Raw genomic sequence first — 16,850 nt, forward strand, 5'->3', positions numbered from 1 at the left:
CGGCCGCCGGCGTCGGCCGGCAGCAGCGCGGGCGTGGGGTACTGCTCTTCCAGCCATTCGATGATGGCGGGCGACTGGATCAGCACCTGCTCACCGGTGTCCAGGGCCGGCACCAGCTGCTGCGGGTTCAGCGCCTTGAAGGTGTCGGTCAGGTGCGCTTCCTTGCCCAGGTGCACGGCCACGTACTCGGTGCTCAGCCCCTTGAGGTTGAGCGCGATGCGCAGCCGGTGCGAGGTGCCGCTGCGCCAGAAGTTGTAGAGCTTCATCGCGGGACTCACTCGGCCGGGCCGACGGTCAGCGCGATCTCGGCAATGCCTTCCACGCGGCCGGTGATCTGGTCGCCCGCCACCACGGGGCCCACGCCTTCGGGGGTGCCGGTGTAGATCAGGTCGCCGGGCTGCAGGTGGTAGTAGGTGGACAGGTCGGCGATGATTTCGCGGATGTTCCAGATCAGCTTGTCCACGTTGGACGACTGCTTGGTCACGCCATTGACTTCCAGGGCGATGGCGCCCTGCTCGACCACCACGCCTTCCATCGGCACGATTTCGGAGCAGACCGAGCCTTCTTCGATGTCCTTGCCGGTGTCCCAGGGGCGGCCCTTGTCGCGCGCCACCAACTGCAGGTCGCGGCGGGTCATGTCCAGGCCGGCGGCGTAGCCGTACACCAGTTCGTGGGCGTTTTCTTCGCTCACGCGGAAGCCGGGCTTGCCGATGGCCAGCACCAGTTCCATCTCGTAGTGGTAGTTGCTGGTGCGCGGCGGGTAGGCCACGGTCGCGCCGCTTTCCACCAGGGTTTGCGGCGATTTGGTGAAGTAAAAAGCGTTTTCGACGCTTTTATCGACCGGACGGCCCATTTCCACCGCGTGGGCGTGGTAATTGCGGCCGACGCAGAAGATGCGGTTGATGGGGAAACGCTCGGTCTTGCCACGGATGGGTAGGGACTGGACGGCGGGCGGGTTGAACAGGTATTGCGTCATGGTGTTTCCGGAAAAAAAGGGGGTCAGGCGCGGACTTCGTACACGCCCAGTTTGCGGTGCAGCGGCGACTCGTCGGCCATAAAAACGAAGGCCGGCTGGTCGGCGCTCAGGTTCTTCAGGGTGACGGCGGTGTAGCCCGGGGCGCAGCAGGTGTCGGCCTCGGCCAGGGTGAAGGTCTGGCCGGCGCCGTCCACGGTCACTTGCGTGCCGCCTTCGATCTGGTGGAACACCTGGGCCGGCGAACGCGCGGGCAGGCGCAGCGTCTGGCCGGGTTTGAGCATCAGGGCGTAAAAGCCCAGGATGTTCTCGGCGTCTTCCCCGGTTTCGGGGTTGATGTAGGTGACCTGCACGCATTCCTGCGCCGGCTGGTCGTCGGCCAGGGCCAGCAGGGCGGCGCGGGTGTCGGCCCAGGGGTAGCGCAGCATGGGGTAACGCTTGTCGCTGCGCTGGAACACGGTCGTGGGCACCACGCCGGCACGGGTCCAGGCGCGGTCGCCGCGGCCCGGGTTGACCTGCTGGCGCTCGCCGTTGAGGTGGTAGCTGGCCTCCATGTAGTACACCAGCGGCAGGTCCAGCACGTCCAGCCACACCACGGGCTCGGTGCCGTCGTGGCCGTGCTCGTGCCACAGGCCGGTGGGGGTCAGGATCAGGTCGCCGCGGGCCATCGGGCACTTTTCGCCGTCCACCGTGGTGTAGGCGCCTTCGCCTTCGACGATCATGCGCACGGCGTTGGGGGTGTGGCGGTGGCTGGGCGCCCATTCGCCGGGCAGCAGCAGCTGCATGCCCAGGTACATGGCGGCGCTGGCCTGCATCTTCTCCAGGCCGTGGCCGGGGTTGGCCAGCACCAGCACACGGCGCTCGGCCTTTTCGATCGGGGTCAGCTCACCGGCCTTGAGCAGCAGGGGCTTCAAGCTGGCGTAGGGCCAGTGGGTGGCGCGGGTCTGGCGCGTGGGCACGTGCGGCGGCAGCACGCCGCGCAGGCTGGGCCACAGCGGCACCAGGTTCAGCGCCTTCAGCTCGTCGCGGTAGTCCTGCGGCAGGTCTTCCAATCGGCCAAGTTCTTGCATGTTCGTCTCCGTTTCAGCCCTGTTGCAGGCAGTTGCTCACGTTCCAGCTGTACAGCCACTCCATCGCGTCGTAGAAGCGCTCTTGCGGGCGGTTCTTCCACATCTGGTTGCGGATCAGGCGTTCCACCCCGGTGGCGTGGTAGATGCGGCCCATCTCGCGGCTGCTCAGCACGATGCGGCCGGTGCGCGCCACGCGGTTCTTGCGGTACAGCTCCAGCGCGGCGGCCCAGTCCTTGTTCGTCACGCGCAGGGCTTCGCCCAGGGTCACCGCGTCTTCCATGGCCATGCAGGCGCCCTGGGCCATGTACTGGGTGGTGGGGTGGGCGGCGTCGCCAAGGATCGTCACGCGGCCGAACACCCAGTTCTCGATCGGCTCCTTGTCGGCCGTGGCCCAGCGCTTCCAGCTCTTGGGCAGTTCGATGAGCTGGCGTGCCTTGGGGCTGATGCCCTGGAAGTAGCTTTCCACCTCTTCCTTGGAGCCGTCTTTCACGCCCCATTCTTCCTGCTCGCGGCTGTGGAAGGTCACCACCACGTTGTACTGCTCGCCGCCGCGCAGCGGGTAGTGCACCAGGTGGCACTTGGGGCCGGCCCACAGGCTGGCGGCGTTCCACTGCAGGTCTTTCGGGAAATCGGCCTTGTCCACCACGGCGCGGTAGACCACGTGGCCGGTGACGCGGTGCGGGTCGTTCACGTACTGCTGGCGCACCACGGACTTCACGCCGTCGGCGCCGATCAGGGCCTGGCCGGTCCAGCGCTTGCCGTGCTGGTCGGTGGCGGTGACGGTGCCGGCGGCCTCGTCCTGCTCGATCTGCACGATGCGGGTGTTGGTGTGGAATTCCACCTGGCCGCTGGCCTGCGCGCCTTCCAGCAGCGACAGGTGCACGTCGGCGCGGTGGATCACGGCGTAGGGGTTGCCGAAGCGCTGGCGGAAGGCCTCGCCGGTCTCGATGCGGCCCACCAGGGATTCGTCCACCGCGTCGTGCATCACCATGAAGTCGGTGTACACGGCGCGGGCGCGCGCTTGCGGGCCCACGCCCAGCGCGTCAAACGCGTGGAAGGCGTTGGGCCCCAACTGGATGCCGGCGCCGATTTCACCGATTTCGGGCGCTTGCTCGAACACCTGTACCTGAAAGCCCTGGTTCACCAGGGCCAGGGCGGCGGCCAGGCCACCGATGCCACCACCGGCCACCAAAACCGGCAGCGCCGGGACGGATTGCGTCATGCTGAGTCTCCTTCGATGTGGAAAGCACACAAATCATCAGTACACGAATGATTAGTATAGTGATAACATGAAACCATGACAAGCCTGGGCATTCCCCTAGACTCGGTGGCCATGTCCACGCCCCCGTCCCACCCCGGCATCGACCGCCTGCCGGGCCACGCCATCCGGCGCCTGCACCAGATCTCTGTCGGCATCTTCCACCAGGAACTGCAAGACCTCAACCTCACCCCGGTGCAGTACGGGGCTTTGCAAACGGTGCAGCACCAGCCCGGCATTGACCAGCGCACGCTGGCGCGGCAGATCGCGCTGGACACCTCCACCACCGCCGGCGTGGTGGACCGGCTGGAGGCGCGCGGCCTGCTGCAGCGCAGCCTGTCGCCGGAAGACAAGCGGGTGCGCCTGCTGTCGCTCACCGCCGACGGCCACGCGCTGTGCGAACAGGCCCGCCCGGCCGTGCTGCGCGCGCAGGCGCTGACGCTGGCGCCGCTGTCGGCCGCCGAGCGCGACACCTTCATGGCCTTGCTCAACCGCCTGGTGACGGAAAACAACGAATTCAGCCGGGCGCCCAGCGACACCGGGCGCTGACGCCCGGCACGGCCGGCGCCGGGGTGCGAAAATGCGGGTCATGAACGCCCTGAACACCGTTGAACTGATGCACACCCTGGGCCAACAGGCCAAAGCCGCCTCGGCGCTGATGGCCAAGGCCGGCGCCGCCACCAAGGTGAAGGCCCTGCGCGGCCTGGCCGCCCTGCTGCGCGCCAACGTGGACGAGCTGCAGGTGGAAAACGCCAAGGACCTGGAGCGCGCCCGCGCCGCCGGCCTGGCCGAGCCCATGGTGGACCGGCTCAAGCTCACCCCCAAGGTGCTGGAGACCTGCGCCGAGGGCTGCGAGCAGCTGGCGGCCATGCCCGACATCATCGGCGAGGTCATGGGCATGAAACAGCAGCCCAGCGGCATCCGCGTGGGGCAGATGCGGGTGCCCATCGGCGTGTTCGGCATGATTTACGAAAGCCGGCCCAACGTGACCATCGAGGCGGCGTCTTTGTCCATCAAGAGCGGCAACGCCTGCATCTTGCGCGGCGGGTCCGAGGCCATCGACAGCAACCGCGCCCTGGCCGCGCTGGTGCGGCAGGCGCTGGTGCAGGCCGGCCTGCCGGCCGACGCGGTGCAGCTGGTGCCCACCACCGACCGCGAGGCCGTGGGCCAGCTCATCGCCATGCCGGCTTATGTGGACGTGATCATCCCGCGCGGCGGCAAGGGCCTGATCGAGCGCATCAGCCGCGAGGCCAAGGTGCCCGTGATCAAGCACCTGGACGGCAACTGCCACACCTACGTGGACGACCCGTGCGACCTGGCCCTGGCGGTGAAGGTGACCGACAACGCCAAAACCCAGAAGTACAGCCCCTGCAACGCGACCGAAAGCCTGCTGGTGGCGCGCGGCGTGGCGGCGGCCTTCTTGCCGCAAATCGGCGCCATCTTCGCGCAAAAAGGCGTGGAAATGCGTTGTTGCGCCGAATCCAAGGCCCTGCTGGCGGCCGTGCCCGGCGCCCACCTGAAAGACGCCACCGAGCAGGACTGGAGCGAGGAATACCTGGCCCCCATCATCAGCGTGAAGGTGGTGGCCGGGGTGGACGAGGCCATTGCCCACATCAACCGCTACTCCAGTGGCCACACCGAGGCCATCCTGACCACCGACCATGTGCATGCGCAAAAATTTCTGCGCGAGGTCGATTCCAGCAGCGTGATGGTCAACGCCAGCACCCGCTTTGCCGACGGCTTTGAGTACGGGCTGGGCGCCGAAATCGGCATTTCCACCGACAAGTTCCACGCCCGCGGCCCGGTGGGGGTGGAGGGGCTGACCTCGCTCAAGTACGTGGTGCTGGGCGAGGGCGAAGTGCGCGGTTGAGCCCGCGCCCTCCCACGCGCGGCCTGCGGCCCAGCCCGGCCGCGCCCGCGGCGAACGGCCCCCTGGCCGCCTACCGGCGGGCCTTGCAGCGGGTGCAGCGGCTGCAGGCCCAGCGCGACGCCCAGCAACAACAGGGGCTGGCGCACCAGCGCCTGTGGGCGGCCGAGGTGCTGCCCCTGCAACGCCAGCACCTGCAGGTCCAGCGCGACCTGGCCCTGCGCTTGGCCGACTGGCGCGAGGCCGACGACCCGCGCCTGAGCAGCGCCCAACGCCACACCCTGCGCGAGGCCCTGTGTGCGCGGCTGCGTGCCCTGTGCGCGCAAGGCCAGGCCGACCTGGCGCCCCTGCACGACCGGCACAGCCCGCTCACCCTGGCCCAGTGGCGCCAGGCCCAGGCCGCGGCGGTGCACGCCCAGGTGGCCGACTGGCTGGGCGACGGCTGGGCCGCCCACGCGCCGGCCGACGACCCCGACGCCGTGTGGGACGCCGCCCGGCAACGCTGGCAGCGCGAGCGGGCCGAGCGCGAGGCCAAACGCCAGGCGCGTCGCCAGGCCCGGCAGGCCCGCCGCGCCGCGCTCGACCCTGGGGCCACGGCCCCCCGGGCCGGCACCCCCGAGCACACCGACACCCCCGACACCGTGCTGCGCCGGCTCTACCGGCAATTGGCCAGTGCCCTGCACCCCGACCGCGCGCCCGACGACGCCGAACGCCAGCGCCGCCACCACCTGATGGGCGAGGTCAACGCCGCCTACGCCCAGCGCGACCTGCTGACCCTGCTGCGGCTACAGGGCGATGCCGCCCCGGCCGAACGCCTCGCTGCCCTGACCCGTTTGCTGCAGGAGCAGACCGCCCGGCTGGAACGGCTGCGCCAGCACGAACAACAGGACTGGCGCCACCGCCTTGGCCTGCCCGACGGCACCCCGTGGGACGACGGCGCGCTGGCGCGGCACCGCCAGGCGCTGGGCAGCGCTTGGGCCGAACGCCTGGCCCAGGCGCAGCGCGACCTGGCGCAACTGCAGGACGTGGCCGGCCTCCAGCGCTGGCTGAACGCCCAGCGCCGCGCCTGAACGTCCCCGACGCGACCGGGGTGTGGCCCCCCTGCGCCACAATGCCCGCATGCGTTCCCTCCACACCATCGCCCTGTCCATGCTCGACCTGGTGGCCGTGCGCGAAGGCGGCACGGTGGCCGACGCCCTGGCCATCGCCCTGCGTACCGCCCAGCACGCCGAACACCTGGGTTTCACCCGCTACTGGCTGGCCGAACACCACAACATGGCCGGCATCGCCAGTTCCGCCACCGCGGTGCTGGTCGGTCACATCGCCGGTGGCACCTCGCGCATCCGCGTCGGCTCCGGCGGGGTGATGCTGCCCAACCACGCGCCGCTGGTGGTGGCCGAGGCCTTTGGCACCCTGGCCGAGCTCTACCCCGGCCGCATCGACCTGGGCCTGGGCCGCGCGCCCGGCACCGACGGCCCCACCATGCGCGCCCTGCGCCGCGACCGGCCCGAAACCGAGGACGACTTTCCCCGCGACGTGGCCGAACTGCAGCGCCTGCTGGGCGACCCGCAACCCGGCCAGCGGCTCATCGCCATGCCCGGCGCCGGCACCCACGTGCCGATCTGGTTGCTGGGCTCCAGCCTGTTTTCGGCGCAGTTGGCCGCCGAACGGGGCCTGCCGTTCGCGTTTGCCTCGCATTTCGCGCCGCGGCTGCTGTTGCAGGCCATCGACCTGTACCGCGCCCGCTTCCGTCCCTCGGCCACGCTGGCCCAGCCCCATGTGGCCATCGGCGTGCCGCTGATCGCCGCCCCCACCGACGCCGAAGCCGAGTACCTGGCCAGCAGCACCTACCAGCGGGTGCTGGGCATCCTCACCGGCGACCGCCGCCGCCTGCAGCCGCCGGTGCCCGACTTCTGGGCGCAGGTGGACGGGCAGGCCCGCAGCGTCATCGGCGACTTCCTGGCCGCCGCCGTGGTGGGCGGGCCCGAGACGGTGCGCGCCGGCCTGCAGCGCCTGGCCGACCTGACCGGGGCCGACGAGTTCGTCCTGGTCAGCGACGTGTACGACCCCGCCCTGCGCCTGCGCTCGCTGGACATCGCCGCGGCGCAGATGCGCTGAGGGGCTCACTCGATGGCCTTGGTCATGTCCTCGACCACTTTCTTGGCGTCGCCAAACACCATCATGGTCTTGTCCATGTAGAACAGCTCGTTGTCCAAACCGGCGTAACCGGCCGCCATGGACCGCTTGTTCACGATCACCGTCTTGGCCTTGTAGGCTTCCAGGATGGGCATGCCGTAGATGGGCGAGCCCTTCTGCAGCGCGGCGGGGTTGACCACATCGTTGGCGCCCAGGATGATCGCCACATCGGCCTGACCGAACTCGCCGTTGATGTCCTCCATCTCGAACACCTGGTCGTAGGGTACCTCGGCCTCGGCCAGCAGCACGTTCATGTGGCCCGGCATGCGGCCAGCCACCGGGTGGATGGCGTACTTGACGGTGATGCCCTTCTCGGTGAGCTTGTGCGCCAGTTCCTTGACCGCGTGCTGGGCGCGTGCCACCGCCAGGCCATAGCCGGGCACGATCACCACCGTTTCGGCGTTGCCCAACACGAAAGCGGCGTCATCGGCGCTGCCGCTCTTGACCGGGCGCTGCTCCGCCTTGGCGCCACCTGCCGTGGCGGCTTCGCCGCCGAAGCCCCCCAGGATGACGTTGAAGAACGAGCGGTTCATGGCCTTGCACATGATGTAGCTCAGGATCGCCCCCGAGCTGCCCACCAGCGAGCCGGCGATGATCAGCATGGCGTTGTTCAGGCTGAAGCCGATGCCGGCCGCCGCTCAGCCCGAGTAGCTGTTGAGCATGGACACCACCACCGGCATGTCGGCGCCGCCAATCGGGATGATGATGAGCACGCCCAGGATGAAGCCCAGTGCGATCACGATCACGATGTCCATCCAGCCCTGCGAATGCCAGAAGCCGAAGCAGAAGAACAACACCGCCAGGCCCAGCACCAGGTTGAGCTGGTGCTGGCCGGCGAAGGTGACGGGCGCACCCTGGAACAGGCGGAACTTGTACTGGCCCGACAGTTTGCCGAAGGCGATGACCGAGCCCGAGAAGGTGACGGCGCCGATGAAGGCGCCCAGCGCCAGCTCGATGCGGTTGCCGCCCGGAATGGCCTCGCCCTTGGCGACGATGGAGAAGGCCCAGGGTTCGGCCACCACAGCGACCGCGATGCAGACCGCCGCCAGGCCGATCATGCTGTGCATGAAAGCCACCAGCTCGGGCATCTTGGTCATCTCGACCTGGTGGGCCATGTAGGCGCCCATGCCGCCACCGACCACCAGGCCGGCCAGCACCCAGGCCAAGCCTTGCACTGCATCCACCTGCATCTGCTGGGCCAGGCTGACGATGAGCCCGACGGTGGTGAGCGAGGCGATGGCCATGCCGGTCATGCCGAACACGTTGCCCCGGATGGAGGTGGTGGGGTGGCTCAGGCCTTTGAGTGCCTGGATGAAGCAGACCGAGGCCACCAGGTACAACAGAACGACGAGGTTCATGCTCATTGGGCGGCTCCTTGAGCGGCAGCAGGGGCTTTGCGCTCTTTTTTCTTGAACATCTCCAGCATGCGCCGGGTGACGAGGAAGCCACCGAAGACGTTGACCGCGGCCAGCGCCACGGCCAGCACGCCCATGGTCTTGCCCAGGCTGGTTTCGGTGAGGGCCGCGGCCAGCATGGCGCCGACGATGACGATGGCCGAAATGGCGTTGGTCACGGCCATCAGCGGCGTGTGCAGCGCGGGCGTGACGTTCCAGACGACGTGGTAGCCGACGTAGATCGCCAGCACGAAGATGATGAGGTTGAAGACAACCGGGGAGATGGCTTCCATGGGGAGGCTCCTCTGAAGCATGGGTGAAAGGATCGGGTGACGGATGGGCAGGGAGCCTCAGCCTCGGCGCAGGACCTTGCCGCCCTGGGTCATGAGGCAGGCGGCGACGATGTCGTCACCCAGATCGACCTGGAGGCTGGCCGGGGGCTCGCCCTGGGCCGCCGGCGGCACGATGAGCTTGAGGAAGTCGAGCACGTTGCGCGCGTACAGGCTGGAACTGTCGGCCGGCACCAGGGCGGGGAGGTTGGTCTCGCCGATGAGGCAGACGCCGTGCTTGCGCACGGTGCGGCCGGCCTCGGTCAGCGGGCAGTTGCCGCCCGGTTGACCGTGCGGGCCGACGGGGCCCTTGCCCGCGGCAATGTCCACGATCACCGAGCCGGGTTTCATGCTTTTGACCATCTCTTCGGTGATCAGCACCGGGGCGGCCCGCCCGGGAATGAGCGCGGTGGATATCACGATGTCGGCCTGTGCCACGCGCTGGGCCACTTCGACCTGCTGGCGCTCCAGCCAGCTCGGCGGCATGGGGCGGGCGTAGCCGCCCACGCCTTCGGCGGCTGCATGCTCCTCGGCGGTCTCGTAGGGCACGTCGATGAACTTGGCGCCCAGGGATTCGACCTGCTCTTTCACCGAAGGGCGCACGTCAGACGCTTCGATGACCGCGCCCAGGCGCTTGGCGGTGGCAATGGCCTGCAGGCCGGCGACGCCCACCCCCAGGACGACGACGCGCGCGGCCTTGAGGGTGCCGGCCGCGGTCATGAGCATGGGGAAGAGGCGGCCGTACTGGTTGGCGGCCATCAGCACGGCTTTGTAGCCGGCGATGTTGGCCTGCGAGGACAGCACGTCCAGGCCCTGCGCGCGGGTGGTGCGCGGGGCGGCTTCCAGCGCGAAGCTGGTCAGCCCGGCGGCGGCCAGGGCGGCCAGGCCGTCGGCGTCGTAGGGGTTGAGCAGGCCCACGAGCGTGCTCCCCGCGCGCATGTGCGCGAGCTCGTCAGGCAGCGGGGCGCGCACTTTGAGCACCAGCTCGCAGCCCAGCGCGCCGGCGGCGTCCACGGTTTGGGCGCCGGCCGCGGCGTAGGCCGCGTCGGGGGCACTTGCCGCCAGTCCCGCGCCGCTCTGCACGCACACCGTGTGCCCTTGCCCCACCAGCTTCCTGGCCGTCTCCGGCGTCACCGCCACCCGGCTCTCCCCCTCTGCCCGCTCCGCGGGTACCCCTATGCGCATCTCTGTCTCCGTGGTCACAAAAAGAGCGCACCGGCCCCGCCGGTGCGCTTGCAACGGCAACCCCGAAGGGCGCCGACCCTAACACCGCCTGGCATGGCGGCGGCAGCCTCAAACGAGGTCGGGGGCTGGTTCTGCCAGCAACTGTTTCAAATGCGCATCCACTTGCGCGATCGCGTCGGCGTCGGTGCCGAACAGGGCCAGGTGGCCGTCGATGCTGGCGATGGGGCGGAACTCGCTGTTCGGGATCAGCTGCTGCTCGGCCTGGCAATCGGATGGCGGGAAAAACATGTCCGACGCGATCGGCATGACGTAGGTCTTGGCGCGGATGCGTCCCAGCGCGGCGGCCTTGTCGCCGCCGGTGTGCAGGCTGACGTCGCCGCGTTGCCATTTCCAGGCCATGCACAGCAGGTTGTTCGGGTCCATCGGGCCGAAGTAGCCGGTCATGAAGCCGTCAACGAAGGCCTGCATCGACTCGAAGCCCAGCACCCGGTGGCGCCCGCCCCGGAAGAACTCGGTGCTCCAGCCCATCACCGTCCAGAGCTTGGCGTGGCGCTTCAAACCCGCCGCCACATCGGCCGGGGTGGCGTAGAGGCCGTCGCGGAAACCCGGGTCGGTGGTGATGGCCTCGACCAGCGTTTCGGTGAACAGGAAGTCGTGCTCGGTGTTGCAGGCGGTGCCAGCGATGGGCGCGGCGCGTTCCACCATGTCCGGGTAGCGCACGGCCCATTCGTAGGTCTGCTGGGCGCCCATGGAGCCGCCGGTGACCAGGGCCAGGCGCCGGATGCCGAAGTGTTCGGTCAGCAGGCGGTGCTGGGCGCGCACGTCGTCGCCGATGCGCACTTTCGGAAAGCCTGGGCCCGCCTGCACGCCGGTGCTGTTGTGCGGCGACACCGACAGGCCGTTGCCGATCTGGTTGACGACGACGATGAAGTACAGGCTGGGGTCCAGCGCCCGGCCGGGGCCGATGTAGACCTGCTCCATGATCTTGCTGGTGCCCGAGTACCAGGTGGGCACCAGGATGGCGTTGTCTCTGGCCGCGTTGAGCTGGCCGTGCGTGGCCACGGCCAGCGTGCAGGGCTCCAGCACCCCGCCTTCGGCCAGTTCCAGGCGGCCGATGTCGATCAGCCGGAACGGGCCGTGGTTGTCTTGAGAATAGTAGGCGTTCATGCTTGTCTCCAGCGTGCTTCTGTGTAGGGAAAAGGGCGGCCCGGCCGGGCCACCCCGGCGTGGCGTCAACGCGCGGTGTAGCCGCCGCCGGTGACGACGGCCACTTGTCCGGTGAGTCTGCTCATGGTGTCGTGCCCCCGTTTCAACGCATGTCGAAGCCGGGGTAGCCGGTGCGGGCCAGCTCGTCGCACTTGGCGTGGTAGTTGCCCACCCCGCCGATGTAGGACAGCAGGCGGCGCGGCTTGCCGTCCACGTTGGAGCCCATGTACCAGGAGTCGGTCTTGACCACCAGCGTCTTGGCGGCGGTTTCATCGTGGTGCTGCACCCAGGCGTCTTCGAAGGCTTTGGTGGCCTCCACCACTGTCTTGCCCTGTTGACGGGCGTGGGCGATGCAGTCGCTGATCCAGTCCACCTGCTGCTGCAGGCAGGTGGTCATGTTGCACAGCGCGGCCGACGGCGCCAGGGGCGCGCCGGTGGTGAACAGGTTGGGGTAGCCGTGCACCTGCAGGCCCATGGCGGTGCGGATTTCCTGCGACCACTGGTCTTTGAGCGAGCGGCCGTCGCGGCCCCGGATGTCGATGCGGCTGAGCGCGCCGGAGCCGGCGTCAAAGCCCACGGCCATCACGATGATGTCGACCTCGTGCACCTGGCCGTCGGCGGTCTGGATGCCTTCGGGCACGATGCGCTCGATCGGGGTCTGCTTGCAGTCCACCGTTTCCACATTGGGCTGCAGGTACACCTCCAGGTATTTGTTTTCCAGGGGCACGCGGTGGGTGCCAAAGCCGTAGTCGGTCGGGATCAGCAGCTTGCACAGGTCCGGGTTGTGCTTGAGGCGTTCGCGCATCTTGACGCGCACGAATTCCGACACCTCTTCGCTCACCGCTTCGTCGAAGAACATTTCGGGGAAGGACGCCAGCCACAGCGCCAGCGAGCCGTCGGCCCACAGTTTTTCCAGCACGGCGGTGCGTTCTTCAGGGGTCTTGTCGGCCCAGGGGCCGGCGTCGAAGTCGTAGTCAAAGCCGGCGAAGGTTTCGCGCACCCGCTTCTTGAGCTGGTGGAACTGCGCCCCCCACCGGGCCCAGTCCTCGGCGCTGTATTTGGGGTTCTGCATCGGGATCACGTACTGCGGCGTGCGCACGAAGATCTTGAGCGAGCCGACCTCGGGCGCGATGGTCTGGATCACCTGGATGCCGGTGGCGCCGGTGCCGATCACGGCCACGCGCTTGCCCTTGAAGTCCACCGGGGTCTTGGGCCAGAGGCCGGTGTGGTAAATCTGGCCCTTGAAGTTGGCCTGGCCGGGGAAGCGGTCGGACAGCGGGGTCGACAGCATGCCGCAGCAGGCAATCAGGAACTGCGCCTGGATGTGTTCGCCCTGGCTGGTGGTGATGTTCCAGCGGTTCTGCGCCTCGTCGTAGTGGGCCGAGGCGATGCGGGTGTTGAACTGGATGTCTTTCTTCAGGTCCAGCTTGTCGGCGACGTAATTGAGCCAGCGTTCGGTTTCGGGCTGTGCCGGAAAGCGCTCCGAAGGCTGCCAGGATTTGTAGAGCTCTTCTGAGAACCAGTACTGGTAGATCTCGGCCTGCGAATCGAAGCGGGCGCCGGGGTAGCGGTTCCAGTACCACGTGCCGCCCACGCCCGAGGCGGCGTCGTAGGCGCGCACGGTCATGCCCATCTCGCGCAGGCGGTGCAGCTGGTACAGGCCGGCCACGCCGGCGCCGATGACGACGGCGTCGTACTGAGTGGCGGGGGTGCTGGCGGGGGGGGCCACGGACGGGGCCAGGGCGGTGGTGTTCATGTCGTCTCCTTGTGTGTTCACGGTGGACCTGGGGTGAGCCAGGCGGTCCGGTCCACCCCGCCCGCGGTGTGCGGGTGCTGTGGGGTGGCCGTGGCACTAATTTAGGAGTCACCCCCTGTGGCGGTCTTGTCGGTTCTTGGCGGGTTTTTGAACATTTCCGTGCAGCCGCCAGCGGGCGGCGCACGGCCAGGCTGCACCGCGGCGGCGCGATGCCGCGGTGCAGCGCCCCGGTTCAATGGGGGCGGCTCAGGAGGCTTTTTTGAGGCGGGCGGGCGTGGTGCCCAGCCGGGCGCGGCACACCCGTGTCAGGTGCGCCTGGTCGGCGAAGCCGCAGGCGGCGGCCACTTCCTTGATGGCCAGCGAGCCTTGCGCCAGCAGGCGCTGGGCCCGATCCACCCGCCGGTCCAGCACGAATTCGTGCGGTGCCCGGCCCACCGTGGCGCGGAAGTGCCGGGTGAAGGTCCACACCCCCAGCCCCGCCACGTGGGCCATCTGTTCGATGCTGATGGCCTCGTGCAGGTGGGTTTCCACGAACTCCTCCAGCCGCCGCAGGCGGCTGGGCGACAGCGGCCCCACCGGTCCCGCGTCGCGGTAGGTGACCGAGGCGTACTTGCGCAGCAGGTGGACCGACAGTTGCAGCGCCAGGGCCTCGGCGTACATCGCCCCGCCCAGGCCCTGTTGCTGGGCCTCGCCGGCGATGCCGTCGACGATGCCGGTCACCACCGGGTCTTGTTCGCGCAGCAGGTCATGCAACCGGACCTCGGCCACGGTCCGGCCCATCACGTCGGCCGCCACGCGCGACATCAACGCTTCCGACAGGTAGGTGTGCGTGACGTCGATGCACTCGGTCCAGTACCAGTGCGATTGTTCCGAGCGGGTCAGCAGCGAAAAGTCCCCAGGGGTGCAGCGCGTTTTGGTCCAGCGCCCGTCGAAGCAGCGCTGCATCGGCGTCTGGCCGGCGCGGTAGCGCACCACCATGAAGTGGTCCATCGCCGGAATCGGCACGTCCAGGCCGGTGTAGCGGTAGGCGCGGTGGGCCACGTCTTTCCAGCCCAGGCCGTCGCTGGCGGACGTGACCCGCCCGGGCACCCAGGTGGGCAGGTCGCGGGGCGTGATGAGGGCTGGCATGGGGCCGCTATTTCAACAAATCCCGGCACTTGTCGCATGAGGGATAACGCGGGGGCGGTCTTTGGTGTAACGCACGCCGGTCGCCTGGGGGCGCCCGCTCGCCGGGCCGGGCGGGGATAATCGCGGCATGTCTACCAAACCCCGTGTCGTCGTCGGCCTGTCCGGCGGCGTGGATTCCGCCGTGAGTGCCCACCTGCTCAAGCAGCAGGGTTACGAGGTCATCGGCATCTTCATGAAGAACTGGGAAGATGACGACGACAGCGAATACTGTTCCAGCCGCCAGGACTGGCTGGACGCGGCCAGCGTGGCCGATGTGATCGGCATCGACATCGAGCACGTCAACTTCGCCGCCGAGTACAAGGACCGCGTGTTTGCCGAGTTCCTGCGCGAGTACCAGGCCGGGCGCACGCCCAACCCCGACATCCTGTGCAACGCCGAGATCAAGTTCAAGGCCTTTCTGGACCACGCCATGCGCCTGGGGGCCGAGAAGATCGCCACCGGCCACTACGCCCGGGTGCGCTGCATCGGCCACGACGGCCAGGTGCGCGACGCGGCCACCAGCAGCGCCGCCGACGGCCGCTTTGAGCTGCTCAAGGGCCTGGACCCGCTGAAGGACCAGAGCTATTTTCTGCACCGCCTGAACCAGGCGCAGCTGGCCAAGACGCTGTTCCCGGTGGGCGAATTGCCCAAGACCGAGGTGCGTCGCATCGCCGCCGAGATCGGCCTGCCCAACGCCAAGAAGAAGGACAGCACCGGCATCTGCTTCATCGGTGAGCGGCCGTTCCGCGACTTCCTCAACCGCTACATCCAGAAGGAACCGGGCCCGATCCGCGACGACCGGGGCCGCGAGATCGGCCGCCACGTGGGCCTGAGTTTTTACACCCTGGGCCAGCGCCAGGGCCTGGGCATCGGCGGCCTGAAAACCGCGGGCGACGCCAAGGGCACGGGCGAACACGCGCCGTGGTTCGTGGCGCGCAAGGACGTGGCGAACCACACCCTGTGGGTGGTGCAGGGCCACGACCACCCCTGGCTGCTGTCGCCCGAACTGTCGGCGCTGGACGCGAGCTGGGTGGCCGGCGTGCCGCCCGCGCCGGGCGCTTACGGCGCCAAGACCCGCTACCGCCAGGCCGACGCGGCCTGCGTGGCCAGCGCGGGGGCCGACGGCACGTTCGCGTTGCGCTTTGCCGAGCCGCAGTGGGCGGTGACGCCGGGCCAGAGCGCGGTGCTGTACGACGGCGAGGTGTGTTTGGGTGGCGGCGTGATCCAGGCGGCCACGGCCACCGAGCGGCCTTTGCCGGCGCTGGCGCCGGCCCGACCCCCGGCCCGCCGGCCCCGGCGCGCGGTGGGCGCGGGCCGCAAACCGGCCTGAACCCTGCGTCGCGGCGCGGGCCGCGTGCCGGTCAGGCCGCCAGCGACACCCGGTCGCGCCCGCTGGCCTTGGAGCGGTACAGCGCCGCGTCGGCTCGCGCGATCCAATCGTTCGCGCTTTCGCCGTGCTGCAGCGCCGCGGCCCCGGCCGAGACGGTCACGCTCAACACCACGTCTTGCGTGTTGCGCTTGCGCAGCTTCATCGCCTTGGCGGTGGCGCGCACCCGTTCGGCCACGGCGGCGGTGGCCTCCAGGCCGGCGTGCGGCAGCACGATGGCAAATTCCTCGCCCCCGTAGCGCGCCACCAGGTGCGCCGGGTCGTTCACCACCTTGCGCAGCAGTTCGCCCATGCCGGCCAGCACCTGGTCGCCCACCAGGTGGCCGTGTTCGTCGTTGATGCGCTTGAAGTGGTCGATGTCCACCATCACCAGCCCGTGGCTGGGGTGCGCGGTCAGGGGTTGGCGCAGCAACTGTTCCAGGCGGTGGTCCAGCCCCTTGCGGTTGAGCACCCGGGTCAGGCTGTCCACGAACACCTCTTCGCGGGCGCGGTCCAGGTCGGCGCGCAGGCGCTGGATTTCGGCGCGGCTGGCGTCCACCTGGGCCTTGAGGGCCGCGGCCGAGTCCTGCATCGCCTGGCTGCGCTGCAGCGCCAGCTGCAGGTGGTCGTGCAGGGCGGCGGGGTTGTCGGTCTGTTGCAGCGCGGTGTTCAGGTCGTGCAGGCCGGCCCCGAAGGCCCCGGCCTGGTCGCCGGTGCGTTGCACGCTGTCCACCACGTTGTTCATCACCTGCTGGAAGTCGCGGCTGATGCGGTCCATGGTCTTGTCGTCCACCCCGGCGATGTGCTCGCGGTAGAGGCGCTGGATGGACGCATCGCCCAGGCGCGGTTCGGTCAGCTTGAGCTGGTCCAGCGCCTGGTTGAGCCGGGCGTTGAGGCCGGCCGCATATTCGTACCAGACGCTGTAGGTGGTGGGGTTGAAGGCGGCGTCGTGCTGGCCCATGAACCCGATCACGGTTCGCAGCAGTTCGGCGCTTTTGTCTCTGGTTTCTTGGTATTGCACGCGGTGGCACCCGGTTGGTGGGCCACTGTGGCTAGGCCCGGCAGGAAAATTGTAATGTCTGG

Annotated in this window: 15 protein-coding genes and 1 pseudogene; 5 read left to right on the forward strand and 11 right to left on the reverse strand. The window is 68.9% G+C overall.

The window, feature by feature from the left end; all coding sequences use genetic code 11:
* The 4 genes from HA630_RS09630 to HA630_RS09645 form a co-directional block, all read right to left on the reverse strand.
* Positions 1-266 (reverse strand): glutathione S-transferase N-terminal domain-containing protein (locus HA630_RS09630; RefSeq protein WP_208300051.1); only part of this gene is annotated, 266 nt, incomplete at its 3' end.
* Positions 267-274: 8 nt separating this feature from the next.
* Positions 275-976 (reverse strand): fumarylacetoacetate hydrolase family protein, encoded by a 702-nt coding sequence (locus HA630_RS09635; protein WP_166834347.1) that lies wholly within the window; start codon positions 974-976, stop codon positions 275-277.
* A 23-nt stretch (positions 977-999) separates the two neighbouring features.
* Complete coding sequence (locus HA630_RS09640; RefSeq protein ID WP_166834349.1) at positions 1,000-2,043, reverse strand: cupin domain-containing protein; 1,044 nt, start codon at positions 2,041-2,043, stop codon at positions 1,000-1,002.
* 13 nt (positions 2,044-2,056) lie between these two features.
* Entirely contained in the window at positions 2,057-3,265 is a 1,209-nt protein-coding gene (locus tag HA630_RS09645; protein WP_166834351.1) for a 3-hydroxybenzoate 6-monooxygenase, read from the reverse strand.
* A 111-nt stretch (positions 3,266-3,376) separates the two neighbouring features.
* Between HA630_RS09645 and HA630_RS09650 the strand changes: the two genes are divergently transcribed.
* From HA630_RS09650 to HA630_RS09665, 4 genes are read left to right on the forward strand one after another with little or no spacing between them, the layout of a single operon-like run.
* Positions 3,377-3,850 (forward strand): MarR family winged helix-turn-helix transcriptional regulator, encoded by a 474-nt coding sequence (locus HA630_RS09650; RefSeq protein ID WP_166834408.1) that lies wholly within the window; start codon positions 3,377-3,379, stop codon positions 3,848-3,850.
* A gap of 40 nt (positions 3,851-3,890) precedes the next feature.
* Positions 3,891-5,171, forward strand: a complete 1,281-nt coding sequence (locus tag HA630_RS09655; protein WP_166834353.1) for a glutamate-5-semialdehyde dehydrogenase — start codon at positions 3,891-3,893, stop codon at positions 5,169-5,171.
* Positions 5,168-6,238, forward strand: a complete 1,071-nt coding sequence (locus tag HA630_RS09660) for a J domain-containing protein (protein WP_166834354.1) — start codon at positions 5,168-5,170, stop codon at positions 6,236-6,238. The genes HA630_RS09655 and HA630_RS09660 overlap by 4 nt, the downstream gene beginning before the upstream one ends.
* 49 nt (positions 6,239-6,287) lie before the next feature.
* Positions 6,288-7,286 (forward strand): LLM class flavin-dependent oxidoreductase, encoded by a 999-nt coding sequence (locus HA630_RS09665; RefSeq protein WP_166834356.1) that lies wholly within the window; start codon positions 6,288-6,290, stop codon positions 7,284-7,286.
* 5 nt (positions 7,287-7,291) lie between these two features.
* On the opposite strand, the pseudogene HA630_RS09670 reads toward HA630_RS09665, so the two are convergent.
* The 6 genes and pseudogenes from HA630_RS09670 to HA630_RS09695 all read right to left on the reverse strand — a co-directional run bounded on the left by HA630_RS09670 (position 7,292) and on the right by HA630_RS09695 (position 14,362).
* Positions 7,292-8,728 (reverse strand): annotated as a pseudogene (locus HA630_RS09670) (NAD(P)(+) transhydrogenase (Re/Si-specific) subunit beta).
* Positions 8,725-9,051 (reverse strand): NAD(P) transhydrogenase subunit alpha, encoded by a 327-nt coding sequence (locus HA630_RS09675; RefSeq protein ID WP_166834358.1) that lies wholly within the window; start codon positions 9,049-9,051, stop codon positions 8,725-8,727. Before HA630_RS09675 ends, HA630_RS09670 begins: the two are co-directional and overlap by 4 nt.
* Before the next feature lie 57 nt (positions 9,052-9,108).
* Positions 9,109-10,272, reverse strand: a complete 1,164-nt coding sequence (locus HA630_RS09680) for an NAD(P) transhydrogenase subunit alpha (RefSeq protein WP_166834359.1) — start codon at positions 10,270-10,272, stop codon at positions 9,109-9,111.
* Between the two features lie 108 nt (positions 10,273-10,380).
* Positions 10,381-11,439, reverse strand: a complete 1,059-nt coding sequence (locus HA630_RS09685) for an alpha/beta fold hydrolase (RefSeq protein WP_166834361.1) — start codon at positions 11,437-11,439, stop codon at positions 10,381-10,383.
* A 142-nt stretch (positions 11,440-11,581) separates the two neighbouring features.
* Positions 11,582-13,234 carry an NAD(P)/FAD-dependent oxidoreductase gene (locus tag HA630_RS09690; protein WP_166834363.1) on the reverse strand — a complete coding sequence of 551 codons (1,653 nt, stop codon included), beginning with the start codon at positions 13,232-13,234 and terminating at the stop codon, positions 11,582-11,584.
* 246 nt (positions 13,235-13,480) lie between these two features.
* Positions 13,481-14,362 carry a helix-turn-helix domain-containing protein gene (locus tag HA630_RS09695; protein ID WP_166834365.1) on the reverse strand — a complete coding sequence of 294 codons (882 nt, stop codon included), beginning with the start codon at positions 14,360-14,362 and terminating at the stop codon, positions 13,481-13,483.
* Between the two features lie 127 nt (positions 14,363-14,489).
* Here HA630_RS09695 and mnmA point away from each other — a divergent pair, with 127 nt between their 5' ends.
* Positions 14,490-15,731 (forward strand): tRNA 2-thiouridine(34) synthase MnmA, encoded by a 1,242-nt coding sequence (gene mnmA, locus HA630_RS09700; protein WP_166834367.1) that lies wholly within the window; start codon positions 14,490-14,492, stop codon positions 15,729-15,731.
* Positions 15,732-15,762: 31 nt separating this feature from the next.
* On the opposite strand, the gene HA630_RS26560 is transcribed toward mnmA, so the two are convergent.
* A complete protein-coding gene (locus tag HA630_RS26560) occupies positions 15,763-16,788 on the reverse strand; it encodes a GGDEF domain-containing protein (protein ID WP_166834369.1) in 1,026 nt (341 codons plus the stop codon).
* Between the last annotated feature and the right edge of the window lie 62 nt (positions 16,789-16,850).

It is taken from the genome of Aquabacterium sp. A08 (assembly GCF_011742065.1).

Coding starts and splice junctions, on each gene's coding strand:
- HA630_RS09635 (WP_166834347.1), bottom strand. CDS start 976: ATGACGCAATACCTGTTCAACCCGCCCGCCGTCCAGTCCCTACCCATC.
- HA630_RS09640 (WP_166834349.1), bottom strand. CDS start 2,043: ATGCAAGAACTTGGCCGATTGGAAGACCTGCCGCAGGACTACCGCGAC.
- HA630_RS09645 (WP_166834351.1), bottom strand. CDS start 3,265: ATGACGCAATCCGTCCCGGCGCTGCCGGTTTTGGTGGCCGGTGGTGGC.
- HA630_RS09650 (WP_166834408.1), top strand. CDS start 3,377: ATGTCCACGCCCCCGTCCCACCCCGGCATCGACCGCCTGCCGGGCCAC.
- HA630_RS09655 (WP_166834353.1), top strand. CDS start 3,891: ATGAACGCCCTGAACACCGTTGAACTGATGCACACCCTGGGCCAACAG.
- HA630_RS09665 (WP_166834356.1), top strand. CDS start 6,288: ATGCGTTCCCTCCACACCATCGCCCTGTCCATGCTCGACCTGGTGGCC.
- HA630_RS09675 (WP_166834358.1), bottom strand. CDS start 9,051: ATGGAAGCCATCTCCCCGGTTGTCTTCAACCTCATCATCTTCGTGCTG.
- HA630_RS09680 (WP_166834359.1), bottom strand. CDS start 10,272: ATGCGCATAGGGGTACCCGCGGAGCGGGCAGAGGGGGAGAGCCGGGTG.
- HA630_RS09685 (WP_166834361.1), bottom strand. CDS start 11,439: ATGAACGCCTACTATTCTCAAGACAACCACGGCCCGTTCCGGCTGATC.
- HA630_RS09690 (WP_166834363.1), bottom strand. CDS start 13,234: ATGAACACCACCGCCCTGGCCCCGTCCGTGGCCCCCCCCGCCAGCACC.
- HA630_RS09695 (WP_166834365.1), bottom strand. CDS start 14,362: ATGCCAGCCCTCATCACGCCCCGCGACCTGCCCACCTGGGTGCCCGGG.
- mnmA (WP_166834367.1), top strand. CDS start 14,490: ATGTCTACCAAACCCCGTGTCGTCGTCGGCCTGTCCGGCGGCGTGGAT.